General features: G+C 71.0%; 25 protein-coding genes and 2 pseudogenes. 11 read left to right on the forward strand and 16 right to left on the reverse strand.

The window, feature by feature from the left end; all coding sequences use genetic code 11:
• Positions 1–139 precede the first annotated feature (139 nt).
• Positions 140–853 (reverse strand): antibiotic biosynthesis monooxygenase, encoded by a 714-nt coding sequence (locus RNL97_RS07035; RefSeq protein WP_243313707.1) that lies wholly within the window; start codon positions 851–853, stop codon positions 140–142.
• A 128-nt stretch (positions 854–981) separates the two neighbouring features.
• Positions 982–1641 carry a DUF4232 domain-containing protein gene (locus RNL97_RS07040; RefSeq protein WP_030586582.1) on the reverse strand — a complete coding sequence of 220 codons (660 nt, stop codon included), beginning with the start codon at positions 1639–1641 and terminating at the stop codon, positions 982–984.
• Between the two features lie 148 nt (positions 1642–1789).
• On the opposite strand from RNL97_RS07040, the gene dapA reads away from it, so the two are divergent.
• Entirely contained in the window at positions 1790–2671 is an 882-nt protein-coding gene (dapA, locus tag RNL97_RS07045) for a 4-hydroxy-tetrahydrodipicolinate synthase (protein WP_030586584.1), read from the forward strand.
• Positions 2672–2685: 14 nt separating this feature from the next.
• Here the strand turns inward: dapA and dapD are convergent, their stop codons facing one another.
• Complete coding sequence (dapD, locus tag RNL97_RS07050) at positions 2686–3684, reverse strand: 2,3,4,5-tetrahydropyridine-2,6-dicarboxylate N-succinyltransferase (protein WP_030586588.1); 999 nt, start codon at positions 3682–3684, stop codon at positions 2686–2688.
• A gap of 255 nt (positions 3685–3939) precedes the next feature.
• Here dapD and RNL97_RS07055 point away from each other — a divergent pair.
• A pseudogene (locus tag RNL97_RS07055) lies at positions 3940–4173 on the forward strand (winged helix-turn-helix transcriptional regulator); the annotation flags it as partial.
• Positions 4174–4355: 182 nt separating this feature from the next.
• On the opposite strand, the gene RNL97_RS07060 reads toward RNL97_RS07055, so the two are convergent.
• Positions 4356–4928, reverse strand: a complete 573-nt coding sequence (locus tag RNL97_RS07060; protein ID WP_313750479.1) for a TetR/AcrR family transcriptional regulator — start codon at positions 4926–4928, stop codon at positions 4356–4358.
• The gene (locus RNL97_RS07065) at positions 4928–5254 is read right to left on the reverse strand and encodes a DMT family transporter (RefSeq protein ID WP_030586597.1); all 327 of its coding nucleotides are present in this window, start codon (positions 5252–5254) and stop codon (positions 4928–4930) included. The genes RNL97_RS07060 and RNL97_RS07065 overlap by 1 nt, the downstream gene beginning before the upstream one ends.
• A gap of 287 nt (positions 5255–5541) precedes the next feature.
• On the opposite strand from RNL97_RS07065, the gene RNL97_RS07070 reads away from it, so the two are divergent.
• Positions 5542–6531 (forward strand): hypothetical protein, encoded by a 990-nt coding sequence (locus RNL97_RS07070; RefSeq protein WP_243313709.1) that lies wholly within the window; start codon positions 5542–5544, stop codon positions 6529–6531.
• 79 nt (positions 6532–6610) lie between these two features.
• Here the strand turns inward: RNL97_RS07070 and RNL97_RS07075 are convergent, their stop codons facing one another.
• From RNL97_RS07075 to RNL97_RS07110, 8 genes are all read right to left on the reverse strand, one after another.
• Positions 6611–6949 carry a metal-sulfur cluster assembly factor gene (locus RNL97_RS07075; RefSeq protein WP_003969897.1) on the reverse strand — a complete coding sequence of 113 codons (339 nt, stop codon included), beginning with the start codon at positions 6947–6949 and terminating at the stop codon, positions 6611–6613.
• Positions 6946–7401: a Fe-S cluster assembly sulfur transfer protein SufU gene (sufU, locus tag RNL97_RS07080; RefSeq protein WP_003969896.1), complete on the reverse strand. Its 456-nt coding sequence runs from the start codon at positions 7399–7401 to the stop codon at positions 6946–6948. The genes RNL97_RS07075 and sufU overlap by 4 nt, the downstream gene beginning before the upstream one ends.
• 10 nt (positions 7402–7411) lie before the next feature.
• Entirely contained in the window at positions 7412–8680 is a 1269-nt protein-coding gene (locus RNL97_RS07085) for a cysteine desulfurase (RefSeq protein WP_030586606.1), read from the reverse strand.
• Positions 8677–9441 (reverse strand): Fe-S cluster assembly ATPase SufC, encoded by a 765-nt coding sequence (sufC, locus tag RNL97_RS07090; RefSeq protein WP_030586609.1) that lies wholly within the window; start codon positions 9439–9441, stop codon positions 8677–8679. Before sufC ends, RNL97_RS07085 begins: the two co-directional genes overlap by 4 nt.
• Before the next feature lie 7 nt (positions 9442–9448).
• Entirely contained in the window at positions 9449–9766 is a 318-nt protein-coding gene (locus tag RNL97_RS07095) for a bifunctional 3-phenylpropionate/cinnamic acid dioxygenase ferredoxin subunit (RefSeq protein ID WP_030586612.1), read from the reverse strand.
• Positions 9766–10947 (reverse strand): Fe-S cluster assembly protein SufD, encoded by a 1182-nt coding sequence (gene sufD, locus RNL97_RS07100; RefSeq protein ID WP_313750480.1) that lies wholly within the window; start codon positions 10945–10947, stop codon positions 9766–9768. Before sufD ends, RNL97_RS07095 begins: the two co-directional genes overlap by 1 nt.
• A gap of 98 nt (positions 10948–11045) precedes the next feature.
• The gene (sufB, locus tag RNL97_RS07105) at positions 11046–12467 is read right to left on the reverse strand and encodes a Fe-S cluster assembly protein SufB (RefSeq protein WP_243313711.1); all 1422 of its coding nucleotides are present in this window, start codon (positions 12465–12467) and stop codon (positions 11046–11048) included.
• Positions 12464–13207: a helix-turn-helix transcriptional regulator gene (locus tag RNL97_RS07110; protein WP_313750481.1), complete on the reverse strand. Its 744-nt coding sequence runs from the start codon at positions 13205–13207 to the stop codon at positions 12464–12466. Before RNL97_RS07110 ends, sufB begins: the two co-directional genes overlap by 4 nt.
• A 136-nt stretch (positions 13208–13343) precedes the next feature.
• Between RNL97_RS07110 and RNL97_RS07115 the strand changes: the two genes are divergently transcribed.
• The 3 genes from RNL97_RS07115 to RNL97_RS07125 all read left to right on the forward strand — a co-directional run bounded on the left by RNL97_RS07115 (position 13344) and on the right by RNL97_RS07125 (position 16099).
• The gene (locus RNL97_RS07115) at positions 13344–14270 is read left to right on the forward strand and encodes an ABC transporter ATP-binding protein (protein WP_030586623.1); all 927 of its coding nucleotides are present in this window, start codon (positions 13344–13346) and stop codon (positions 14268–14270) included.
• Positions 14267–15034, forward strand: a complete 768-nt coding sequence (locus tag RNL97_RS07120; RefSeq protein WP_243313713.1) for an ABC transporter permease — start codon at positions 14267–14269, stop codon at positions 15032–15034. The genes RNL97_RS07115 and RNL97_RS07120 overlap by 4 nt, the downstream gene beginning before the upstream one ends.
• A gap of 78 nt (positions 15035–15112) precedes the next feature.
• On the forward strand, positions 15113–16099 hold the full coding sequence (locus RNL97_RS07125) for a COX15/CtaA family protein (RefSeq protein ID WP_243313715.1): 987 nt from the start codon (positions 15113–15115) through the stop codon (positions 16097–16099).
• A gap of 70 nt (positions 16100–16169) precedes the next feature.
• On the opposite strand, the pseudogene RNL97_RS33065 reads toward RNL97_RS07125, so the two are convergent.
• The 3 genes and pseudogenes from RNL97_RS33065 to RNL97_RS07145 form a co-directional block, all read right to left on the reverse strand.
• Positions 16170–16875: pseudogene (locus tag RNL97_RS33065) on the reverse strand (hypothetical protein).
• 148 nt (positions 16876–17023) lie between these two features.
• The gene (locus RNL97_RS07140) at positions 17024–17401 is read right to left on the reverse strand and encodes a hypothetical protein (protein ID WP_243313718.1); all 378 of its coding nucleotides are present in this window, start codon (positions 17399–17401) and stop codon (positions 17024–17026) included.
• 92 nt (positions 17402–17493) lie between these two features.
• Complete coding sequence (locus tag RNL97_RS07145) at positions 17494–18447, reverse strand: heme o synthase (RefSeq protein ID WP_030586636.1); 954 nt, start codon at positions 18445–18447, stop codon at positions 17494–17496.
• Positions 18448–18733: 286 nt separating this feature from the next.
• Here RNL97_RS07145 and tkt point away from each other — a divergent pair, with 286 nt between their 5' ends.
• From tkt to pgl, 5 genes are read left to right on the forward strand one after another with little or no spacing between them, the layout of a single operon-like run.
• Complete coding sequence (gene tkt, locus RNL97_RS07150) at positions 18734–20821, forward strand: transketolase (protein ID WP_030586639.1); 2088 nt, start codon at positions 18734–18736, stop codon at positions 20819–20821.
• A 34-nt stretch (positions 20822–20855) separates the two neighbouring features.
• Positions 20856–21974 (forward strand): transaldolase, encoded by a 1119-nt coding sequence (gene tal / locus RNL97_RS07155; protein ID WP_030586642.1) that lies wholly within the window; start codon positions 20856–20858, stop codon positions 21972–21974.
• Between the two features lie 5 nt (positions 21975–21979).
• The gene (gene zwf / locus RNL97_RS07160) at positions 21980–23512 is read left to right on the forward strand and encodes a glucose-6-phosphate dehydrogenase (RefSeq protein WP_030586645.1); all 1533 of its coding nucleotides are present in this window, start codon (positions 21980–21982) and stop codon (positions 23510–23512) included.
• Positions 23509–24558: a glucose-6-phosphate dehydrogenase assembly protein OpcA gene (gene opcA, locus RNL97_RS07165; RefSeq protein WP_030586648.1), complete on the forward strand. Its 1050-nt coding sequence runs from the start codon at positions 23509–23511 to the stop codon at positions 24556–24558. Before zwf ends, opcA begins: the two co-directional genes overlap by 4 nt.
• Positions 24555–25337, forward strand: coding sequence for a 6-phosphogluconolactonase (gene pgl, locus RNL97_RS07170; RefSeq protein ID WP_313750482.1), 783 nt, complete (start codon positions 24555–24557; stop codon positions 25335–25337). The genes opcA and pgl overlap by 4 nt, the downstream gene beginning before the upstream one ends.
• Positions 25338–25346 lie beyond the last annotated feature (9 nt).

Raw genomic sequence — 25346 nt, forward strand, 5'->3', positions numbered from 1 at the left:
CGGCGTGCGTACGCGGTTCAGCCGCCCAAGCCTAGACGCATTTCACCGCATGCCGCCCACGGCTTCGCCCGCTTGCACCGTCACCCTTCCCCGCATGCCGCCCGTCGCTCCCCTCACCCCCAGCCACCCGCCTGCAGCCCTACGCACCCGCGTCCGGTTCCATGCTGAGCGCGGGCGTGTAGCGGCGCACGCCGCCGCCGGTCATGCCCGGGTACTTCTGGACGCGTTCCCAGAGCGGGGACGGGGATCCGACGCCCTCGCCCGGTGCGGCGAGAGCCGCGACGTGGTGCTCGGCGCTCTCCCACTCGGCATAGTTGAGGACCCGGGTGCCGTCGGTGCCGAGATGGAAGTGTGCGGCGATGCCGCCGGCGGGCAGGCTCTCCTCCTCGCCGAGCGCCGCGAACACGCTGTCCACCCAGTCGCGTTGGCGCGCCGCGTCCGGCCCGTCGAACTCGACGTCGACGATGACGACACAGCCGGTCTCCCGGGTGTCGCCCTCGGCCCGCAGCCCGGAGCGGTACAGCTCGTACGTGTGCAGCCCGAGGCGTTCGATGCCGGGGACCGCCGCGTCGATCTCCGCGTTGCGGATGTCACGCCCCTCCCGTACGAAGTCCTCGTAGGCCTGTTCGCCGGTCCACTGGGAGTAGTGCAGCAGGGTCGCGCCGTCCTCCCCGGCGTGGACGCTGTAGGAGAGCAGCCCGGGATGCGGCCACTCGCGGCTCCCCCAGGCCTTCCGGATCGCGTCGACGGCCTCCTGCTGCCGCTGCGGTGTCCCGACGTTCCAGGTGCTGGCCTTGGCGATCCCGGCATCGGTGCGGGCCGGGTCGGGGCGGTCGGTGAAGTGCGTGGTCATGACGGTTCCCCTCTCCTGCGCACCATCCGGTGCACGTGACGACCACGTTCACACCTCAAGCCCGGTTGAGGTCAAGGCCGTTCCACCGGAGGTCGTCGGAGTCCGTCCGCCCATGGCGTGAGCGCGTGTCAGCCGCCGAGTTCGGTGCGCCAGGCCGTCGTGTTGAGTTCGTCCATCAGCCGGATGTCGTGCCCCTCCAGCGGGAAGACCCGCACCGGGAGGCCGGGGGCGGCGGAAACGGCCAGGGCGTCGCCCTCGACGAGGTCGCCGCCCTCGGGTGTGGAGACCCAGGCGAGGATCGACTTCACGGTGAGACCGGGGTCGAGCAGGAGCTTCTTCGGGCCGGGGTCGCTGCCGAAGTAGGAGCCGTCCTCGTTCACCTTGACGGGGAGCGGGTTGCCGTCCTCGCCGAGGGCCTGGACCCAGGGGTAGCCGTCGACCGCATAGGGCTTGCGGCCGCAGTTGGTGAGGGTGAGCACGACGGCCCGGTGCATCATTCCGGTCTCCACCGGGCCCATGTCCACCACGACCCCGGAAGCGGGGCACGTCCCGGGCGGAGCCGGGGTCGGGCCGTTCTGCGCCGGGGCGCCTTGGGCGGGGGCGTCCGCTCCGGGTGCGGAGGTCGGGGGCAGCGTCTCGGCGCGAGGCGCGGAGGCGGACGGGGCGGGGTCCGGCCGCTCGCCCTCACCGGCCGGCACGAGGAAGCCGGAGCAACCGGTCAGAGCCACCAGCGTGGCCGCCGGCAGGGCCACCCGGACCCGTCTCCGTACCCGTACGCGCTCATTCATGTCGCCCACCCCTCGCCGCGGCCGGTCGTCCGCGCGTTCGATCTTGTCAGAGGAACGGCGACGTCGCCGCACTCTTCAGCAGCTCTTGCCGTTCACCACAAGGAGATCTAAGTAGACCTTTACGGTTCCGGGCGCGGAGACTTTCCCCATGACCGCCACCGCACCGCGCCCCTTCGGCCGCACGCTCTGCGCCATGATCACGCCCTTCACCACCGCCGGGGCCCTGGACCCGGACGCAGCCCGCGCGCACGCCGCGCGCCTGGTGGCCGGGGGCTGCGACGGGATCGTCCTCAGCGGCACCACGGGCGAGTCCCCCACCACGACGGACGCCGAGAAGTCCGCCCTGCTGCGGGCCGTCCGCGCCGAGGTCGGCGAGGGGGTGCCGCTGCTCTCCGGCGTCGGAGGCCCGGACACCGCGACCACCCTGCGCCTGGCCCGGCAGGCCGAGGAGGCGGGCGCGGACGGGCTGCTGGTGGTGAGCCCGTACTACAGCCGCCCGCCGCAGGCCGCCGTCGAGGCGTACTTCCTGCGGGTGGCCGAGTCCACCGGTCTGCCGCTGATGCTGTACGACATCCCCGGCCGCACCGGCGTCCGGATCGAGCCGGAGACCCTGCTGCGGCTGGCGGAGCACCCGCGGGTGGTGGCGGTGAAGGACTGCTCCTTGGACCTGCTCGGCGCGACGAAGGTGCTGGCCCGCACCTCGCTCGCGTACTACTCGGGCTGCGAGGAGCTGAACCTTCCGCTGTACGCGGTGGGCGGCGCGGGCTATGTCAGTACGGTCGCGAACGTGGCCCCGCGCCGGATGCGGGCACCGCTGGACGCGTTCGACGCGGGCCGCACCGACGAGGCGGCCCGGCTCAACGGGCTCACGATGCGGCTGACCGAGCTGATGATGGCGAGCGGGCTGCCCGGGACCGTCACCGCGAAGGCGCTTCTGGACGCCGGCCCGGTCCGGGAACCGCTGCAGCCCGCCGGGCGCGAGGCGACCGACGGGCTGCGGCAGGCGTACGAGGAGCTCCTCGCGGCCTGAGAAGGGCGAACGGGTCAGTTGTGGGCGTGCAGGACCTCGTTCAGGCCGCCCCAGACCGCGTTGTTCGGGCGGGCCTCGACGGTGCCGGTGACCGAGTTGCGGCGGAAGAGGATGTTCGAGGCGCCGGACAGCTCGCGGGCCTTGACGACCTGGCCGTCCGGCAGCGTGACGCGCGTACCGGCGGTGACGTACAGACCGGCCTCGACGACGCACTCGTCGCCCAGCGCGATGCCGACGCCCGCCTCCGCGCCGACCAGGCAGCGCTCACCGATGATGATGCGCTCCTTGCCGCCGCCGGACAGGGTCCCCATGGTGGAAGCGCCACCGCCGATGTCGGAGCCGTCGCCGACGACGACGCCCGCGGAGATCCGGCCCTCGACCATGGAGGTGCCGAGGGTGCCCGCGTTGAAGTTGACGAAGCCCTCGTGCATGACGGTGGTCCCGGCGGCGAGGTGCGCGCCGAGCCGGACGCGGTCGGCGTCGGCGATGCGGACGCCCTGGGGCGCCACGTAGTCCGTCATGCGGGGGAACTTGTCGACCGAGGTGACCTGGAGGTGCAGGCCTTCGGCGCGGGCGTTGAGCCGCACGCGCTCCAGGTCGTCGACGGCGACCGGGCCGAGCGAGGTCCAGGCGACGTTGGCGAGCAGCCCGAAGAGGCCGTCGAGGTTCTGGCCGTGCGGCTGGACGAGCCGGTGCGAGAGCAGGTGCAGGCGCAGGTAGGCGTCGTGCGCGTCGAGCGGCTTGTCGTCGAGCGAGGAGATGACCGTGGACACGGCGACGATCTCGACGCCGCGCCGGGCGTCCACGCCGATCGCCTTGGCCGCGCCCTCGCCGAGCCGGTTGACGGCCTCGTCCGGGGTGAGCCGCTGCGTACCGGCCGGGCCGGGTTCGGAGGTCAGCTCGGGGGCGGGGAACCAGGTGTCGAGGACGGTGCCGTCACCGGCGACGGTGGCGAGGCCGGCGGCGACGGCGCCGGTGGTGCGGGCAGAACCCTGGGAAGTCGTGTCGGTCATGAACAGCAACCTAACCGGCCGGGGCCCGCTCGGGCGAACCGGTCTCAGCGTGCGGCTCCTTTCCCGCCGCCCGTACCCGCTCCCCGGCCCGGGCAGCCGCCGCGCCGCCAGCACCGCTCCCCCGCGGCCGCCGCGAGCAGGGCGGATACCGGCCGGAGCAGCCCGGGGGCCGCCGCGTACAGGGCGGCCCCGGGCGGCGGGGCGAGCACCTGCCGCGGGGCACGCCCGCACCGGGGATCAGGACGGCGTAGCCAGATGCCTCAGCGCACCAGCCTTGCCGACGCCGGCTGCTCGATCGCCCAGGCGCTCGACGTCGTGGGCGACTGGTGGACGCTGCTGATCGTGCGGGACACCGCGCGCGGTGTGCACCGGTTCGACGCGCTCCAGCGGGAGCTGGGGCTCTCGCGCAAGGTGCTGACCGAGCGGCTGCGGCTGCTGATCGAGGCCGGCGTGCTGACGCGGGAGCCGTACCAGGACCGCCCCGTCCGGTAAGAGCACCGCCTCACCCCGCGCGGCCGGGCCCTGCTGCCCGTGCTGATCGCGCAGGAAGCGCTGGAAGCGGTGCGCCGCAGGGAGGACTGACCGGGGGCCTCACTCCTGGTCAGGCGTCGCCGCCCACCGAGGAGAACCGAGCCGGGCCGGGCCGGGGGCGCGCGGACCCCGAGCGCGGGTCAGGCCTCGCCGCCCGCGACGATCCGCTCCAGCATCACGCGGGTGTACGGCGCGTCGAACGTGCCCCCGGTCAGCAGGACCTGGAGGCAGAGGCCGTCCATCAGCGCGACGAGGGCCCGCGCGGTCTCCGGATCGGTGCGCCGGGACAGCAGCGCGACGGCCTCCTCGGTCCACTCGGCGGCGACGGGGCGCAGCGCGGGGCGGCGCAGGGCCGCGAGATACAGCTCGTACTCCAGCTCGATCGCTCCGCGTTCGCCCGCGAACCACCCGTCGAGCAGCCGGGTCAGCTCCTCCGCGAGGTCCGCCTCCGCCCCACTCCGCTCGCCGTCCCCCTCCTCGCCGAAGAGGCCGCTGGAGCGCAGCGCCTGGACGAAGTTCTCGTTGCAGCGGCGCAGGGCGGCGACGAGGAGTTCGTCGAGCGAGGCGAAGTGGTACGTGGTCGAGCCGAGCGGCACATCGGCCTCGGCGGCCACGGTGCGGTGGCTGAGCCCGGCTATGCCGTCGGCCGCGATCACCGTCAGCGCCGCGTCGATGATCCGCGTCCGCCGCCCGGGGTCGTACCGGCGGGCCATCAGTGGGCCCCTCCCAGGTTCAGGACGACGACGCCGGCGACGATCAGGGCGATGCCCGCGATCTTGACCAGGCTGCTGGACTCCCCGAGGAACAGGACGCCGATGAGAGCGACGGCCGCGGTGCCGACGCCGGCCCAGATGGCGTACGCGGTGCCCACGGAGAGGGTCTTGAGGGTCTGGGCGAGCAGGGTGAAGGCGATCAGATAGCCCACCGCGGTGCCGATCGAGGGCCAGAGCCGAGTGAAGCCCTCGCTGTACTTCATGGCCGTCGTCCCGGCCACCTCCGCCGCGATGGCGCCGGCGAGCAGTCCGTATGCGTATCCCATGCGTACGACTGTACCCAACGTTGCGTACGGCCGTACATATCATCGGTCCGCGTGGGGGGCGTTACGGTGTGCCGACAAACGAACGGCCCGGCCGACCGGGCCGATGACTCGACGGAGACGCAGTGGCGCAGGATGCAGGGTGGGGCGGTGGCCCGTACGGGGGCGCACCTCACGGTGGGGGGCCCTTCCACGGGGGCGCGCAGGGTCCGGGCGGCGGCTGGCACGGCGGATGGGCCGCACCGCCCAAGCCGGGGGTGATACCCCTGGCGCCGCTGAGGATCTCGGACATGCTCAGCGGCGCCTTCACGACGCTCGGGCGGTACTGGAAGCCGCTGATCGGCATGGCGCTGACGCTGTTCGGCGCGGCGACGCTCGTGATGGCCGTCGCGCTGGTGGTGGCCGCCTCCGCCGTCGCGACCCAGTGGGACGAGCTGACGTCCGACTCCCCGGGGTCTCCGGACGCGGCGCAACTGGTCCCGCTGGGCGTCGCGTTCGGCGTGCTGATGATCATCGGCCTGATCACCTACCTGCTGGCGTCGGCCGTGGTGCAGGCGGCGGTTCCCGTCGTCCTCCAGGAGGCCGTCCTGGGCCGGCCGATCCGCTTCGGAGAGGTCTGGAAGCGGGCGTGGGCGCGGGTCTGGTCGATCATCGGCACGGTGTTCCTGACCGGGCTGATCATGCTCGTCCCGACGGCGCTCTTCCTGGCCGGCTTCGCCGGACTGATGATCTACACCATCTCGCTGGGCGACGAGGACGGCGTCATGCCGCTGATCGCGGTCGGCCTCATCGGCGCCCTGCTCATCGGCCCGTTCGCGATCTGGCTCTGGGTGCGGTTCTCCCTGGCCCCGACGGTGGTGGTCTTCGAGGGGCAGCGCCCGGTCGCTGCCCTGCGCCGCTCGGCCCAGCTGGTGCGCGGCACGTGGTGGCGGGTCTTCGGCGTCGGGCTGCTCGCCTACGTGCTCGCGTCCATGATCGGCTACATGATCCAGATGCCGTTCCAGATGGTCGGCATGGTCCCCGGCCTCTTCGAACCCGAGGACATGGGCACCGACCCGAGCGGCGGGGAGCTCATCGCCCTGTTCGGCGGTCTGATCCTGCTGTCGTTCATCAGCCAGCTGATCGCCCAGTTGTTCACCGCGATCTTCCCGCCGCTGGTGGTCGGCCTGCTCTACGTCGACCTCCGGATGCGTACGGAGAACCTGGGCCCGGTCCTGGCCGAGGCGGCCGGATCCACGCTGCCCGAGCAGTACGGCCCGCCGCCGCCCGCCCACGTATGACGACCTGCCACAGGAAACGGCCGTGCCCGCCGGTCAATCCGGCGGGCACGGCCGTTCACATGGTGCTCGCAGTACGGGATCAGACGTTGAACCCCAGCGCGCGGAGCTGCTCGCGTCCGTCGTCGGTGATCTTGTCCGGGCCCCACGGCGGCATCCAGACCCAGTTGATCCGGAGCTCGTTGACGATGCCGTCCGTGGCGGACTTCGCCTGGTCCTCGATGACGTCGGTCAGCGGGCAGGCCGCGGACGTCAGGGTCATGTCGAGGGTGGCGATGTTGGCGTCGTCGACGTGGATGCCGTAGATCAGGCCCAGGTTGACGACGTCGATGCCCAGCTCGGGGTCGACGACGTCGTACAGCGCCTCGCGGACCTCCTCCTCGGAGGCCGGCTTCATGGTCGCGGTCTCGTTGTCGCTCATGCGGTCTTCCCTTCGGACAGCGCCTTGGCCGTCGCGTCCTTCCACGCCATCCAGCTCAGCAGCGCGCACTTGACCCGGGCGGGGTACTTGGAGACGCCGGCGAACGCGACGGCGTCCTCCAGCACCTCCTCCATCGCGTCGTCCGGCTCCAGCTGGCCCTTGGACTGCATCAGCTCCAGGAAGGCGTCCTGGATCCTCTGCGCCTGGGACAGCTCCTTGCCGACGAGCAGCTCGTTCAGCACGGAGGCGGAGGCCTGGCTGATGGAGCAGCCCTGGCCCTCGTAGCTCACGTCGGCGATGGTCTCGCCGTCGTACTTCACGCGGAGCGTGATCTCGTCGCCGCACGTCGGGTTGACGTGGTGCACCTCGGCGTCGCCGTCCCGCAGGCCACGCCCGTGGGGGTGCTTGTAGTGGTCCAGGATCACTTCCTGGTACATGGAATCAAGCTTCACCAGTCAGCCCTCAGCCGAAGAAGTTCCGGACGTGCTCCAGACCGTCCACCAGGGCGTCGACCTCGGCGGGCGTGGAGTACAGATAGAACGACGCTCGCGTCGTCGCGGGAATTCCGTACCGCAGGCAGACCGGGCGGGCGCAGTGGTGGCCGACCCGGACGGCGACGCCCTGCTCGTCGAGGACCTGGCCCACATCGTGCGGGTGGATGTCGCCGAGCGTGAAGGAGATCGCCGCACCGCGGTCCTCGGCCGTCGCCGGACCGATGATCCGCAGGTCGGGGACGCCCAGGAGGCGCTTCACCGCGTACTCGGTGATCGCCTTCTCGTGCTGGTGGATCCGCTCCATGCCGATCGAGGTGAGGTAGTCCACGGCCGCGCCGAGGCCGACGGCCTGGGCGATCGGCGGCGTACCGGCCTCGAACTTGTGCGGAGCGGGGGCGTACGTCGACGAGTGCATCGACACGGTCTCGATCATCTCGCCTCCGCCGAGGAACGGAGGCAGGTCCTCCAGGAGCTCCTGCCGTCCCCACAGCACCCCGATGCCGGTCGGGCCGACCATCTTGTGGCCGGTGAAGGCCACGAAGTCCGCCTGGAGCGCCTGCACGTCGAGCACCATGTGCGGGGCCGCCTGCGAGGCGTCGATGCAGACCAGCGCGCCGACCTGCTGGGCGCGGCGGATGATCTGCTCGACCGGGTTGACCGTGCCCAGGATGTTGGAGACCAGCGTGAAGGAGACGATCTTCGTCTTCTCGGTGATGATCTCGTCGATGTTCGACAGGTCGAGGCGGCCGTCGTCGGTGATGCCGAACCACTTCAGCTTCGCGCCGGTGCGCTGCGCGAGCAGCTGCCACGGCACGATGTTGGAGTGGTGCTCCATCTCCGTGGTGACGATCTCCGTGTCGCGGTCCACCCGATAGGGCTCGTCCGCCCAGCCGAGCATGTTCGCCACGAGGTTCAGCGACTCCGAGGCGTTCTTCGTGAAGATCACCTCGTCACGGCTGGGTGCGTTGATGAAGGCGGCGACCTTGTCGCGGGCGCCCTCGTACAGCGCGGTGGCCTCCTCGGCGATCGTGTAGACGCCGCGGTGCACGTTCGCGTTGTGGCGCTCGTAGTACGCGTTGAGCGCGTCGAGGACCTGGCGCGGCTTCTGCGAGGTCGCCGCGGAGTCCAGGTAAACGATCTTCTTGCCGTCGTGGACCGTGCGGTCCAGGATCGGGAAGTCCTTGCGGATCGCCTCGGTGTCGAGGAGGCCGGAGAGCCCCTGTCGGGCGTCAGTCACGCGGAAGCGCCACCCTTCGTGTAGGCCTCGTAGCCCTCGTTCTCCAGCTGGTCGGCCAGCTCGGCGCCGCCGGAGGCCGCGATCCGGCCGTTGGCGAAGACGTGCACGAAGTCGGGCTGGATGTACTTCAGGATGCGGGTGTAGTGCGTGATCAGCAGGGTGCCGACCTCGCCGGAGGCGCGGACCCGGTTGACGCCCTCGGAGACGGTCTTGAGCGCGTCGACGTCCAGGCCGGAGTCGGTCTCGTCCAGGACGGCGATCTTCGGCTTGAGGAGCTCCAGCTGAAGGATCTCGTGGCGCTTCTTCTCACCGCCGGAGAAGCCCTCGTTGACGTTGCGCTCGGCGAAGGCCGGGTCCATCTGGAGCTCGGCCATCGTCTCCTTGACCTCCTTGACCCACGTACGCAGCTTGGGGGCCTCGCCGCGGATGGCGGTGGCGGAGGTGCGCAGGAAGTTGGAGACCGAGACACCGGGGATCTCGACCGGGTACTGCATGGCGAGGAACAGGCCGGCGCGGGCCCGCTCGTCGACGGACATCTCCAGGACGTCCTCGCCGTCCAGGGTGACCGAACCGCCGGTGATCGTGTACTTGGGGTGACCCGCGAGCGAGTACGCGAGGGTGGACTTGCCGGACCCGTTGGGGCCCATGATGGCGTGGGTCTCGCCCTGCTTCACGGTCAGGTCGACGCCCTTGAGGATCTCCTTCGTGGCGTTGTCGGCCTCGACGGTGACGTGCAGGTCGCGGATTTCAAGCGTTGCCATGGGTGACTCAGGACTCCTGGGTGACGGAGACGAGCACATCGTCCCCTTCGATCTTTACGGGGTATACGGGGACGGGGCGCGTCGCGGGAAGGCCGGACGGCTTGCCGGTGCGGAGGTCGAACGCGGATCCGTGCAGCCAGCACTCGATCGCGCAGTCCTCCACCTCGCCCTCCGAGAGGGAGACGTTCGCGTGCGAGCAGATGTCGTTGATCGCGAACACCTCGCCCCCGGTGCGGACGACGGAGACGGGTGTGCCGTCGAGCTCCACCCGCTTGGGGGTGTCGTCCTCCAGCTCACTCAGCGCACAGGCTTTGACGAAGGACATCAGACGGACGCCTTCAGCTCGGCCTCGATCTTCTCGATGAGCCGCTCCTCGACGTCCGGCAGGCCGATCTGCTGGACCAGCTCGGCGAAGAAGCCGCGCACGACCAGGCGGCGGGCTTCCTCGGCCGGGATACCGCGGGACTGGAGGTAGAAGAGCTGCTCGTCGTCGAAGCGGCCGGTCGCCGATGCGTGGCCGGCGCCGACGATCTCGCCGGTCTCGATCTCCAGGTTGGGCACGGAGTCGACCCGGGCGCCGTCGGTGAGGACGAGGTTCCGGTTCATCTCGTAGGTGTCGGTGCCCTCGGCCGCGGCCTGGATGAGGACGTCGCCGATCCAGACGGCGTGCGCGCCGTCGCCCTGGAGGGCCCCCTTGTACACCGCGTTGGACTTGCAGTGCGGGGTGTTGTGGTCGACCAGGAGGCGGTGCTCCTGGTGCTGGCCCTTGTCGGTGAAGTACAGACCGAAGAGCTCCGCCTCGCCGCCGGGGGCCGCGTAGGCGACCCGGGGGTGCAGGCGCACGACGTCGCCGCCGAAGGTGACGACGACCGACTTGAAGGAGGCGTCCCGGCCGACCAGCGCGTTGTGCTGGCCGACGTGGACGGCCGTGTCGTCCCAGTCCTGGACGGAGACGACGGTCAGCTTGGCGCCGTCGCCCAGGACGTAGTCGACGTTGGCGGCGAGCACCGCGTCACCGGTGTGGTCGATGACCACGACGGCCTCGGCGAAGGCGCCCAGCTCGATGAGCTGGTGGCCGAAGGCGGTGCCGCCCTCGCCGTGCACGGCGATCCGGATCGGCTCGGTGAGCACGGCTTCCTTGGCGACCGTGACGACCGACGCCTGCTCGAAGGAGCTGTACGCCTGGGCGGCGACCCGGTCCACCGGGGTGCCGCCCCTGCCGAGCCGCGAGTCGTCCCGGCCGACGGTCTCGACGGTGACACCCTCGGGGGCCTCGATGGCGACCTTCACGCCGCTGCCAGTGGCAACGGCGGTGCCGTCGTGCAGTCCGCGCAGGCGCTCCAGCGGCGTGAAGCGCCACTCCTCCTCACGGCCGTGCGGGACGGGGAAGTCCGCGACGTCGAAGGACGGGGGTGCGCTCATGCGGGTGGCGACGGTCGACTCGGCGGCGACCGCGATGGAGCCGGCGGTGGTGGAGCCCACCGGAGTGTTCTGAGCCTCAGCCATGGCTGTCGTAGTGCTCGCTTTCTCAGTCAAGAAGGGGGGTGGTTCGGTGGGGCGGGGACGGCCGCGAACGGCCGTCCCGGTGGTCCTCGGGTGCGGACCTAGCCGACCGAACCCTCCATCTGCAGCTCGATCAGCCGGTTGAGCTCCAGGGCGTACTCCATGGGCAGCTCCTTGGCGATCGGCTCGACGAAGCCGCGCACGATCATCGCCATGGCCTCGAACTCGGTGAGTCCGCGGCTCATGAGGTAGAAGAGCTGGTCCTCGGAGACCTTGGAGACGGTCGCCTCGTGGCCCATCGACACGTCGTCCTCGCGGACGTCGACGTAGGGGTAGGTGTCCGAGCGGGAGATCGTGTCGACGAGCAGAGCGTCGCAGAGGACGTTGGACTTCGCGCCCGGCGCGCCCTCGCCGATCTCGATCAGTCCGCGGTAGGACGTACGGCCACCGCCTCGCGCCACCGACTTGGAGACGATGTTCGAGGAGGTGTTCGGGGCCATGTGGACCATCTTGGCGCCGGCGTCCTGGTGCTGGCCCTCGCCGGCGAAGGCGATGGACAGGGTCTCGCCCTTGGCGTGCTCGCCCATCAGGTAGACGGCCGGGTACTTCATGGTGACCTTGGAGCCGATGTTGCCGTCGACCCACTCCATGGTCGCGCCCTCGTAGGCCACGGCCCGCTTGGTGACCAGGTTGTAGACGTTGTTCGACCAGTTCTGGATGGTCGTGTAGCGGCAGCGGCCGCCCTTCTTCACGATGATCTCGACCACGGCGCTGTGCAGCGAGTCCGAGGAGTAGATCGGGGCGGTGCAGCCCTCGACGTAGTGGACGTAGGCGTCCTCGTCGACGATGATCAGCGTCCGCTCGAACTGGCCCATGTTCTCCGTGTTGATACGGAAGTAGGCCTGGAGCGGGATGTCCACGTGGACGCCCTTGGGCACGTAGATGAACGAGCCGCCGGACCACACGGCCGTGTTCAGCGAGGCGAACTTGTTGTCACCGACCGGGATGACGGTGCCGAAGTACTCCTTGAAGAGCTCCGGGTGCTCCTTCAGCGCGGTGTCGGTGTCCAGGAAGATGACGCCCTGCTCCTCCAGGTCCTCGCGGATCTGGTGGTAGACGACCTCGGACTCGTACTGCGCGGCGACACCGGCGACGAGGCGCTGCTTCTCCGCCTCGGGGATGCCGAGCTTGTCGTACGTGTTCTTGATGTCCTCGGGCAGGTCCTCCCAGGAGGCGGCCTGCTTCTCCGTGGAGCGCACGAAGTACTTGATGTTGTCGAAGTCGATGCCCGACAGGTCCGAGCCCCAGCTGGGCATGGGCTTCTTGTCGAAGAGCTTGAGGCCCTTGAGCCGCAGCTTCAGCATCCACTCGGGCTCGTTCTTCTTCTGCGAGATGTCGCGGACGACAGCCTCGGAGAGACCGCGCTTCGCCGCCGCGCCTGCCGCGTCGGAGTCGGCCCAGCCGAATTCGTACGTACCCAGACCCTCGAGCTCAGGGTGGGCAGTCTCCGTGGGGAGCGTCATGCGGGGTTCCTCCCGGCCGTGCTTGCAGATGCTGAATGGGTGGTCTGTGGGGGTGCTGCGTGGCCACTTCGCGGCACGTAGGTCGTGCACACGCCGTCGCCGTGGGCGAGGGTGGCCAGCCGCTGCACATGGGTCCCGAGGAGGCTGGAGAAGAACTCCGTCTCCGCCTCGCACAGCTGTGGGAACTGCTCGGCGACATGCGCCACCGGGCAGTGGTGCTGACACAGCTGTTCGCCCTGCTGCGGGCCCGGCGCGCTTCGCGCCGTAGCAGCGTACCCGTCGGCGGACAGGGCCCTGGCCAGGGCCTCGGTCCGCCCCTCGGGGTCCGCGGCCTCGACCGCCGCGCGGTACACCTCGCCCATCGCCGCCATCCGGGCGCGGGCGAAGGCGATGACCGCCTCGTCCCCGCCGGATTCGGCGATGAAGCGCAGTGCCTCGGCGGCCAGCTTGTCGTAGGAATGGTCGAAGGCGTCCCGGCCGCAGTCGGTCAGGGCGAACACCTTGGCGGGCCTGCCGCGGGTCCGCGCCCCGTACACCCGCTGTTCACGGGCTTCGACGACATCGTCGGAGACGAGTGCGTCCAGATGGCGGCGGACGGCCGCCTGGGTGAGACCCAGGCGCCCCGCGAGGTCCGCGACGGTGGAGGGACCGTGGTCCAGGATGGAGCGCGCGACCCGGTTGCGCGTCGAGCGCTCACCGGTCGCGAGTTCCTCCTGAGGAGCCCGTCCGTCGTATTTCACAACACCATTGTTGCGTAATTCGTTCGCCCCTGACAACCACGGTCCGAAACGATCTACGGTGCGGTTCGTCACTTAGGGTTACCTAATCTGGCCCCGCGGGACGGCCTCTCCGGGGCGCTGCCTAGACTGGTGCGCCATGGAGAACGAGCCCGTCGTACAGGTCACCGGCCTGGTGAAGCGGTACGGCGCGAAGACCGCGGTGGACGGCCTCGATCTGGTCGTCGCGGCCGGCGCGGTGACCGCCGTCCTCGGCCCGAACGGCGCCGGGAAGACCACCACCATCGAGACCTGCGAGGGCTACCGCCGCCCCGACGCGGGAACCGTACGCGTCCTCGGGCTCGACCCGGTCGCCGACGCGGAGCGGTTGCGCCCGCGGGTCGGGGTGATGCTCCAGTCGGGCGGCGTGTACTCCGGCGCCCGCGCGGACGAGATGCTCCGGCACATGGCCAAGCTGCACGCCCACCCCCTGGACGTGGACGCCCTGATGGAACGCCTCGGCCTCGGCGGCTGCGGCCGCACCACCTACCGGCGGCTCTCCGGCGGCCAGCAGCAGCGGCTCTCCCTGGCCCTGGCGGTCGTCGGCCGGCCCGAGCTGGTCTTCCTGGACGAACCGACCGCCGGCCTCGACCCGCAGGCCCGCCGGTCCACCTGGGACCTGGTCCGCGAGTTGCGCGCCGACGGCGTGTCCGTGGTGCTGACCACCCACTTCATGGACGAGGCCGAAGCGCTCGCCGACGACGTCGCGATCATCGACGCGGGCCGGGTCATCGCCCAGGGCAGCCCGGAGGAGCTCTGCCGGGGCGGCGCGGAGAACACCCTGCGCTTCACCGGCCGCCCGGGGCTCGACCTCGGCTCCCTCCTCAAGGCGCTGCCCGACGGCTGCGGGGCCGCCGAGCCGCTGCCGGGGACGTACCGGATCACCGGGAGCATCGACCCTCAGCTGCTGGCCACCGTGACCTCCTGGTGCGCCCAGCACGGCGTGATGCCCGACGGCATTTCGGTCGAGCGGCACACCCTGGAGGACGTCTTCCTCGAACTGACCGGCAAGGAGCTGCGCGCATGAGCGCCGGTACGTACACCCCGCGCCCCGGCGCCGCCCCGCTCCCCCGGATGATCGCCGCGCAGACCGCGCTGGAGACCCGGATGCTGCTGCGCAACGGCGAGCAGCTGCTGCTGACGGTGATCATCCCGACGCTGCTGCTGGTCCTGTTCAGCGCGGTGGACATCATCGACACGGGCTCGGGCGCGTCGGTCGACTTCCTGGCCCCGGGCATCCTGGCGCTCGCCGTGATGTCCACCGCCTTCACCGGCCAGGCCATCGCCACCGGCTTCGAACGCCGTTACGGGGTCCTCAAACGGCTCGGGGCCTCTCCGCTGCCCCGCTGGGCGCTGATGACCGCGAAGACGCTGTCGGTGCTGGTCACCGAGGTGCTCCAGATCGTGCTGCTGACGGCGATCGCCCTCGCGCTCGGCTGGTCGCCCGAGGGTGATCCGTTCTCGGTGCTGCTGCTCCTCGTCCTCGGCACCGCCGCGTTCTCCGGGCTGGGGCTGCTGATGGCGGGGACGTTGAAGGCGGAGGCGACACTCGCCGCCGCCAATCTGGTCTTCCTGCTGCTGCTGGTCGGCGGCGGGGTCATCGTGCCGCTGGACAAGTTCCCGGACACGGTGCAGTCGGTGCTCGGGCTGCTGCCCGTCTCGGCGCTCTCGGAGGGGCTGCGGGACGTCCTCCAGCACGGTGCGTCGATGCCGTGGGCCCAGGCCGCGATCCTCGCGGTGTGGGCGGTGCTGGGGCTCGGCACGGCGGCGACGTTCTTCCGCTGGGAGTAGGCCCCGCAACGGGCGGTTTCCGGTCAAGCAGACACGTACCCACCCCCTCGTGAAAACGCGCACAAGCCCCGTCCTACGATGGTCCGCGTGGAAACCCCCATCTCCCTCATCGCCAAGCGCTGGACGCCGTCCACCAAGATGGTGAAGCGCGCCGCGCTCTCCGCCGTCGTGATGAGCGTCTTCATCATCGTCACCGGCGGGGCCGTCCGGCTCACCGGTTCGGGGCTCGGCTGCGACACCTGGCCCAAGTGCACCGACGACAGCCTGTTCGCGACGCCCGAGCAGGGGCTGCACGGTGCGATCGAGTTCGGCAACCGGATGCTGACCTATGTGCTGTCGGCCGCGGTCGGCTGGGCGATCATCGCCGTCAGTTCGATGAAGCCGCGCCGCCGCAAGGTGACCCGGCTGGCCTGGTCGCAGTTCTGGATCGTGCTGGGCAACGCCGTCCTCGGCGGGATCACGGTCTGGGCGGGACTCAACCCGTGGACGGTGGCCGGGCACTTCCTGCTGGCCAACGCGCTCCTGGCGATCACCGTGATCACCTGGGTGCGGATCGGCGAGGGCGACGGCCCGCCGCGGCCCCGGACCCCGCTGCCGGTGCGCCGGCTGTCCTGGGCGATCCTCGCGACCACGGTCGTCCTGATCGTGCTGGGCACCTCCGTGACCGGTTCCGGCAAGCACGCCGGCGACAGCAGCGACGTACCGCGCATGCCGTGGGACTGGTCGGCCGCCGCCCATGTCCACGCCGTCGCCGCCTGGGTGGTCTGCGCCCTGGCCATCGCGATGTGGCTGGCCCTGCGGGTGGTCGACGCGCCCGCCGACACCCGGGCCCGCGCCCGTGACCTGCTGTTCGTCCTACTCGCCCAGGGCGCGATCGGTTACGTGCAGTACTTCAGCGACGTCCCCGAGATCCTGGTCGGCGTCCACATGTTCGGCTCGGCCATCATGTGGATCGCCGTGGTCCGCCTGGTCCTGAGCATGCGCGAGCGCGGAGACGGCGCGACCGCCCCCCTGCCCGGCCCGTCCGCCGAGCGACCGGAGACGGCACCGGCGACGGCCGTCTGACCGGCACACGAGCGACGGGTGAGGGGCGGCGGGCCTGAGGGCCGCCGCCCCTCACCCGTGTCCCGGCCTCTCACCCCAGCCCGTACACCCGGCGCGCGCTGCCCGACCCGACCATCGTCGCGACCCTGGCCGCGTCCTGGCGGGTCCACGCGCCGTCCTCGACCCAGCCGCCCAGCACCCGCTCCACCGCCTCGCCGAACTGCCGCGCCCACCAGGTGGAGTTCCGGCAGAGCCCGGGCCCACTGGAGAACAGCAGCCTGCCGAACGGTGCCGGCTCCATGATCTCCGCGAGCACGGCCGCCGCCCGCACCCCCGTCCGCGCCGGTACGGCCCCGAGGTCCGCGTAGACGTGCGGATGCCGGCCGGCGAGCGCGGCGGTCTACCGGTGGTACGGGGAGCCGTGCAGGAGGACGAGGTCGCAGCCGTGCCCCTCGGTGGCGGCGGCGAAGACGGCGGGGCAGGCCGGGTCCGCGGCGCCCAGGCGCGGTTGCGGCGGCAGCCCGCAGGCCACCGCGGACCAGCGCAGATGATCCAGCAGCTCCGGTTCGACGGGCACCCCGCCGCCCTCCCGGCCCGCCGTGCCCCGGCGCGCCTCCTCCCGCCGGGCCGGCCGGCGTCCGGCAGCCGGGCGGGCAGTGCGCTTCGAGACCGAGCAGCGGCGGGCACCAGCAGCGCACGGCGAAGCCGGTCCGGGTGTCGAAGAAGGTGGTGCCGGGGGCGCGGGCGGCGCCGAGCCGGGCCTCGAAGGTGCCGAGGCCCAGCTCGGTGCGGAGCACGCCGTGGCGGTTCTGGTCGACAGATCGGCCACGGGCACGGTGTCGGTCATCCGGGGGCTCCCTGGGACGGCGCGGGTACGCACGGCCTGACGGGTGAGCGCCGGGTCAGGTGTGCCCGCCGCGGCACCCGCCGGGAGCGGAAGCCGCGTCAGCGGTCGTTGGAGGGGCCGCCGACCTGGATCCCGGCCATCCGGGACCACTCGTAGGGGCCGGTGCGGACCTTGAGCGCGAACTCGCCGTCGAACTCGTCGTGCATCGTGATGCCGGACTTCGCGACCGCGCTCTCGGCCACCGCGTAGGTCGGGGCCACGAGGTCGCCCCAGGCGCCGTCCTGGCCGACCAGGACGATACGGGCGCCCGCCTGGCCGATGTAGGCGAGCTGTCCCTCCGCGCCGCCGTGCTTCTTGGCGAACGCGCCGATCTCGCGGGCGAGCTTCGCCGCCCTGCGCTCGGCCCGTGCCGCCTTCCTGGCGTCCGTCCGTGAGGTCTGCTCGGTGTCCGCTGCGTCTGCTGCCGTCTCTGCCATGAACAGGATGCTACCGACGGGTAGACGAACTGGCGACGGGCGGGTCGCGTGGCTTGTGCCACGCGACCCGCCCGTCGCCGGAAGCGGGGGCGTCAGCGGAGGAAGGGGTCCACCGCGACGGCGAGGAAGAGGAGCGAGACGTAGGTGATGGACCAGTGGAAGAGCCGCATCTCCTTGAGCTTGGCCCCGGTCACCCCGGCCTTGGCGCGGTTCTGCAGGCCGTGGGCCTCCCAGAGCCAGGCGCCGCCGGAGAGCAGCGCCACCGCGGTGTAGAACCAGCCGGTGTAGCCCAGCGGGGTGAGCAGCAGCGAGACCGCGACCATCACCCAGCTGTAGAGGACGATCTGCTTGGCGACCACCCGGTTGGTGGCGACGACCGGGAGCATCGGCACGCCGACCCGGGCGTAGTCGTCCTTGACCTTCATCGACAGCGGCCAGTAGTGCGGCGGCGTCCAGAAGAAGATGACGGCGAAGAGGATGGCGGCGGCCCAGGAGACCGTGTTCGTCACGGCCGACCAGCCGATGAGGACCGGCATGCAGCCCGCGATACCGCCCCAGACGATGTTCTGGGAGGTGCGGCGCTTCAGCAGCATCGTGTAGACGACGACGTAGAAGAGCAGCGCCCCGAGCGCGAGGGCGGCCGAGAGCCAGTTGACCAGCAGCCCGAACCAGAGCGTGGAGAACACCGCGAGGCCGATGCCGAAGGCCAGGCATTCGCGGGGGCTCACCATGCCCGTGACCAGCGGGCGCTGGGACGTACGGTCCATCAGCGCGTCGATGTCCCGGTCGATGTACATGTTGAGCGCGTTGGCGCCGCCCGCGGAGAGGTACCCCCCGATGGTGGTCGTGAGGACGAGCCACAGGTCGGGTACACCCTGGGCAGCGAGGAACATCACCGGAACGGTGGTGATGAGCAGCAGCTCGATGATCCGTGGCTTGGTAAGCGCCACGAATGCCTTGACGCGGGCCCCGAACGGGCGATGGCCCCCTGGGCTGGGAGTCAAGGCGACCCCTGCGGGTCGGGACTCGACGGCCGTCACGCACACCCCTGACAGAGAAATCCCAGCAAGCTCCGGGCATGGAGGCCCTTGTGAAGACTTGCGCGAACTCGACCACTCTAGACGCTGGGGATACACCGCCCTTCGCGGGGGTGGGGTCGTGTTGAGGGTGACTGTTCGCCGGATGTGCATTCCGCCGGGAGGCGAACTCCACGGGTCGCCCACACCCTGGAAAGTGCACGGAAAGTGCGCCCGGCAACGGGGGTAGGCTCGACAGCGCCCGGTGCGGTAACGGTCACCGGTTTACAACAGTGGAGAGGAGCCCTGACTCAGGGTGAGCATCAAGCCGACCACCACAGACCTCCAGTGGACCGATGTGGACCAGCGGGCCGTGGACACCGCCCGCGTCCTCGCTGCGGACGCCGTACAGAAAGTCGGGAACGGCCACCCGGGCACGGCGATGAGCCTGGCTCCCGCCGCGTACACCCTGTTCCAGAAGGTGATGCGGCACGACCCCGCGGACGCCGAGTGGACCGGTCGCGACCGGTTCGTCCTCTCCGCCGGCCACTCCAGCCTGACGCTCTACATCCAGCTCTACCTGGCCGGCTACGGGCTGGAGCTGGACGACCTCAAGGCCTTCCGCACCTGGGGCTCCAAGACCCCGGGCCACCCGGAGTACGGCCACACCACCGGTGTCGAGACGACGACCGGCCCGCTGGGCCAGGGTGTCGCCAACGCGGTGGGCATGGCGATGGCCGCCCGTTACGAGCGCGGCCTGTTCGACCCCGAGGCGGCCCCCGGCACCTCCCCGTTCGACCACATGGTGTGGGTCGTCGCCGGTGACGGCTGCCTCCAGGAGGGCATCTCGGCCGAGGCGTCCTCGCTGGCCGGGCACCAGAAGCTGGGCAATCTGGTCCTGCTCTGGGACGACAACCACATCTCCATCGAGGGCGACACGGAGACCGCGGTCTCCGAGGACACCGTCAAGCGGTACGAGGCGTACGGCTGGCACGTCCAGCGGGTCGACCAGCTGCCCAACGGCGACCTGGACCCGGCGGGTCTGTACGCGGCGCTGCAGGCGGCCAAGGCCGAGACCGAGCGCCCGTCGTTCATCGCGGCCCGCTCGATCATCGCCTGGCCCGCCCCGAACGCGCAGAACACCGAGGCCGCGCACGGCTCGGCGCTCGGCGACGACGAGGTCGCGGCGACCAAGCGGGTCCTCGGCTTCGACCCGGAGCAGACCTTCGAGGTCTCCGACGAGGTCATCGGCCACACCCGCGAGGCCCTGGACCGCGGCCGCGAGGCCCGCGCCGAGTGGGACAAGTCGTTCGCCGCGTGGCGCACGGCCAACCCGGAGCGCGCCGCCTCCTTCGACCGGATCGCCGCGGGCGAGCTGCCCGAGGGCTGGGAGGAGAAGCTTCCCGTCTTCGAGCCCGGCAAGGCTCTGGCCACCCGCGCCGCCTCCGGCAAGGTCCTCCAGGCGCTCGGTGAGATCGTGCCCGAGCTGTGGGGCGGCTCCGCCGACCTCGCGGGCTCGAACAACACGACGATCGACAAGACGTCGTCGTTCCTCCCCGCGGGCAACCCGCTGCCGGAGGCCGACCCGTACGGCCGCACCATCCACTTCGGTATCCGCGAGCACGCGATGGCCGCCGCCATGAACGGCATCGCGCTGCACGGCAACACCCGCATCTACGGCGGCACCTTCCTGGTGTTCTCCGACTACATGCGCAACGCGGTGCGGCTCTCCGCGCTGATGCACCTGCCGGTGACGTACGTGTGGACGCACGACTCGATCGGCCTCGGCGAGGACGGCCCGACCCACCAGCCGGTCGAGCACCTGGCCTCGCTGCGCGCCATCCCGGGCCTGAGCATCGTGCGCCCGGCCGACGCCAACGAGACCGCCATCGCCTGGCGCGAGATCCTGCGCCGCTACACCAAGGTGTTCGGCAAGGGCACCCCGCACGGTCTGGCGCTGACCCGCCAGGGTGTGCCGACCTACGAGGCGAACGAGGACGCGGCCAAGGGCGGTTACGTCCTCTTCGAGGCGGAAGGCGGCGAGCCGCAGGTGCTGCTCATCGCGACCGGTTCCGAGGTGCACGTGGCCGTCGAGGCGCGTGAGCAGCTCCAGGCGGCCGGTGTGCCGACCCGGGTGGTCTCGATGCCGTCGGTCGAGTGGTTCGAGGAGCAGGACCAGGCGTACAAGGACAGCGTGCTGCCGCCGTCGGTGAAGGCGCGGGTCGCCGTCGAGGCGGGCATCGGCCTGACCTGGTACCGGTACGTGGGCGACGCGGGCCGGATCGTCTCGCTGGAGCACTTCGGGGCCTCCGCCGACGCGAAGGTGCTGTTCCGCGAGTTCGGCTTCACGCCCGAGCACGTGGCCGCCGCCGCGCGGGAATCTCTCGAAGCCGCAGCACGCTGACGCCGGTAGATACGACTAGTAGGAGATGCAACTCATGACAGACGCACTCAAGCGCCTCTCCGACGAGGGCGTGGCGATCTGGCTCGACGACCTGTCGCGCAAGCGGATCACGTCCGGCAACCTGGCCGAGCTGATCGACCAGAGCCATGTCGTCGGTGTCACCACCAACCCGTCGATCTTCCAGAAGGCGATCTCCTCGGGCGACGGTTACGAGCAGCAGCTCACCGACCTCGCCGCCCGCAGGGTCACCGTCGAGGAAGCCCTGCGCATGATCACGACGGCGGACGTCCGCGACGCCGCCGACATCCTGCGCCCGGTCTTCGACGCCACGGACGGCCAGGACGGCCGGGTCTCCATCGAGGTGGACCCGCGCCTGGCCCACAACACCCTGGCCACCGTCGCCGAGGCCAAGCAGCTGGCCTGGCTGGTCGACCGGCCGAACACGCTCATCAAGATCCCGGCCACCAAGGCGGGACTCCCGGCGATCACCGAGACGATCGGCCGGGGCATCAGCGTCAACGTGACGCTGATCTTCTCGCTGGAGCGCTACCGCGCGGTCATGGACGCCTACCTGGCGGGCCTGGAGAAGGCGAAGGCCGCGGGCCTGGACCTCTCCAAGATCCACTCGGTGGCGTCGTTCTTCGTGTCCCGCGTGGACACCGAGATCGACAAGCGGCTGGACGCGATCGGCTCCGACGAGGCGAAGGCCGCCAAGGGCAAGTCCGCCCTGGCCAACGCACGGCTGGCCTACGAGGCGTACGAGGAGGTCTTCTCCTCCGACCGCTGGGCGGCCCTGGACAAGGCGCAGGCCAACAAGCAGCGTCCGCTGTGGGCCTCGACCGGTGTCAAGGACCCGTCACTCAAGGACACGCTGTACGTCGACGACCTGGTGGCGCCGAACACGGTGAACACCATGCCGGAGGCGACGCTGGAGGCGGTGGCCGACCACGGCGAGATCACCGGCAACACCGTCGCCGGCGGCTACGACCAGGCGCGCGCGGACCTGGACGCCATCAAGAAGCTCGGCATCGCGTACGACGACGTCGTACAGGTGCTGGAGGACGAGGGCGTCGAGAAGTTCGAGGCGTCCTGGAACGACCTGCTCAAGTCGACCGAGGCGGAGCTTTCGCGCCTCGCCCCCTCGGAGGGCTGACCACTTTGTCTGCTGTTCCCGGAGCCAACCCGCTCCGTGACGCACAGGACCGACGGCTCCCGCGTATCGCGGGGCCGTCGGGCCTGGTCATCTTTGGCGTCACGGGCGATTTGTCCCGTAAAAAGCTGATGCCCGCCGTCTACGACCTGGCCAATCGCGGTCTGCTGCCGCCGGGCTTCTCGCTCATCGGCTTCGCGCGCCGCGACTGGGAGGACGAGGACTTCGCCCAGGTCGTCCACGACGCCGTCAAGGAGCACGCCCGTACGCCGTTCCGCGAGGAGGTCTGGCAGCAGCTCATCCAGGGGATGCGCTTCGTCCAGGGCAACTTCGACGACGACGAGGCGTTCGAGACGCTGAAGGCGACCATCGAGGAGCTCGACAAGGCGCAGGGGACGGGCGGCAACTTCGCCTTCTACCTCTCCGTGCCGCCGAAGTTCTTCCCCAAGGTCGTCCAGCAGCTGAAGAAGCACGGGCTGGCCGACCAGAAGGAGGGCTCCTGGCGGCGTGCCGTCATCGAGAAGCCGTTCGGTCACGACCTGGCCAGCGCGCAGGAGCTCAACCAGCTCGTGCACGACGTCTTCCCGCCCAACGAGGTCTTCCGCATCGACCACTACCTGGGGAAGGAGACGGTCCAGAACATCCTGGCGCTGCGGTTCGCCAACACGATGTGGGAGCCGATCTGGAACCGGTCCTACGTCGACCACGTACAGATCACGATGGCCGAGGACATCGGCATCGGCGGCCGGGCCGGCTACTACGACGGCATCGGCGCCGCCCGTGACGTCATCCAGAACCACCTGCTCCAGCTGCTGGCGCTGACCGCGATGGAGGAGCCCGGCTCCTTCCACCCGAAGGCCCTGGTCGCCGAGAAGCTCAAGGTGCTCACCGCCGTCGAGCTGCCCGAGGACCTCGGTCTGCACACCGTGCGCGCCCAGTACGAGCACGCCTGGCAGGGCGGCCAGGAGGTCCTCGGCTACTGCGAGGAGGACGGCATCGACCCCAAGTCGACGACCGACACCTACGCGGCCATCAAGCTGACGATCAACAACCGCCGCTGGGCGGGCGTGCCGTTCTACCTCCGCACCGGAAAGCGGCTCGGCCGCCGGGTCACGGAGATCGCGGTCGTCTTCAAGCGCGCCCCCTACCTGCCTTTCGAGTCGGGCGCGACCGAGGAGCTGGGCGGCAACGCCCTGGTCATCCGGGTCCAGCCGGACGAGGGCGTCACCGTGCGCTTCGGCTCCAAGGTGCCCGGCACCTCGATGGAGGTCCGGGACGTCACGATGGACTTCGCGTACGGCGAGTCGTTCACGGAGTCCAGCCCGGAGGCGTACGAGCGGCTCCTCCTGGACGTCCTGCTCGGCGACGCCAACCTCTTCCCCCGCCACCAGGAGGTCGAACTCTCCTGGACCATCCTCGACCCGATCGAGGAGTACTGGGAGAAGCACGGCAAGCCCGCGAAGTACGCGGCCGGCACCTGGGGTCCGGCCGAGGCCGACGAGATGCTCGCACGAGACGGACGGAGCTGGAGGCGGCCATGAAGATCGATCTCACGGAAACCACGTCCAGCAAGATCAACCAGGCGCTGGTCTCGGCCCGCCGGGCGATCGGCACCCCCGCCATCGGCATGGTGCTCACGCTGGTCATCGTCACCGACGAGGAGAACGCCTACGACGCGCTCAAGTCGGCCGGTGACGCCTCGCGCGAGCACCCCTCGCGGATCATCGCGGTGATCAAGCGGGTCAGCCGCTCGCCGCGGGCCCGGCGCGACGCCCGGCTCGACGCCGAGGTCCGGGTCGGTTCCGACGCGGGCACCGGCGAGACCGTCGTCCTGCGCCTCCACGGCGAACTGGCCAACCACGCCCAGTCGGTGGTCCTGCCGCTGCTGCTGCCGGACGCCCCGGTCGTCGTGTGGTGGCCCGAGGACGCCCCCGCCGACCCGGCGAACGACCCGCTCGGGGCCCTGGCCCAGCGCCGGATCACCGACACCTACTCGGCGGAGCGTCCGCTCGACGAACTGGCGGTGCGGGCCGCGACGTACAGCCCCGGCGACACCGATCTGGCCTGGACCCGGATCACGCCGTGGCGCTCGATGCTGGCCGCCGCGCTGGACCAGCAGCCGGCCGAGGTCATCGCCGCGACCGTCGAGGGCGAGAGCGACAACCCGAGCTGCGAGCTGCTGGCCATGTGGCTCGCGGACCGGCTCGGCGTCCCGGTGGAGCGCACGCTCTCCGAGGGCCCCGGTCTCACCGCGGTCCGGATGGAGACGAAGAACGGCGTCATCGTCCTGGACCGGGCCGACGGCTCGCTGGCCACGCTCTCCATGCAGAACCAGCCCGACCGCGCGGTGGCGCTCAAGCGCCGGGACACCTCCGAGCTGCTGGCGGAGGAGCTGCGCCGGCTCGACCCGGACAACACTTACGCCTCGTCGGTGAAGTTCGGCGTGGACCGGCTCCACGCGGGCGGCGAGGTCACGGCCAAGCCGGTCGAGAGCGCTGCGGACAAGGCGGACAAGGCGGACAAGGTTGTCGAGGCCAAGGCCCCCGCCGCGAAGAAGGCCCCGGCCAAGAAGGCGGCGTCGAAGTGACGCCTCCCCAACTGGTCGTCCACCGCGACAAGGAGCTGATGGCCCAGGCCGCGGCGGCCCGGCTGATCACGAAGATCGTGGACGCCCAGGCCTCCCGGGGCCACGCGTCGGTGGTGCTGACCGGCGGGCGCAACGGCAACGGCCTGCTGGCCGCGCTCGCCGCCGCGCCCGCCCGGGACGCGGTCGACTGGTCGCGCCTGGACCTGTGGTGGGGCGACGAACGGTTCCTGCCCGAGGGCGACCCGGAGCGCAATGTCACCCAGGCCCGCGAGGCGCTGCTCGACGCGGTGGAGCTGGACCCGGCCCGGGTGCACGCGATGCCCGCGTCCGACGGCCCGTACGGCGACGACGCGGACGCCGCGGCGGCCGGTTACGCCGACGAACTGGCCGCCGCCGCGGGCCCCGAGGACCATGGCCCGGTGCCCACGTTCGACGTGCTGATGCTGGGCGTCGGCCCGGACACGCACGTCGCCTCGCTCTTCCCGGAGCTGCCCGCGGTACGGGAGACCGAGCGCACGGTCGTCGGTGTGCACGAGGCGCCCAAGCCGCCGCCGGTCCGGGTCTCGCTCACGCTGCCCGCGATCCGCGCGGCGCGCGAGGTGTGGCTGCTGGCGGCGGGCGAGGACAAGGCGGAAGCGGCGGCCATCGCGCTGTCCGGGGCCGGGGAGATCCAGGCCCCGGCGGCGGGCGCGTACGGCCGCAGCCGCACCCTGTGGCTGCTGGACGCGGCGGCGGCCTCGCAACTGCCGCGCGCGCTCTACCCTCCGGCCTCCGCCTGAGCGTCGACA

This window comes from Streptomyces parvus (genome assembly GCF_032121415.1).
Classification (GTDB): domain Bacteria; phylum Actinomycetota; class Actinomycetes; order Streptomycetales; family Streptomycetaceae; genus Streptomyces; species Streptomyces globisporus_A.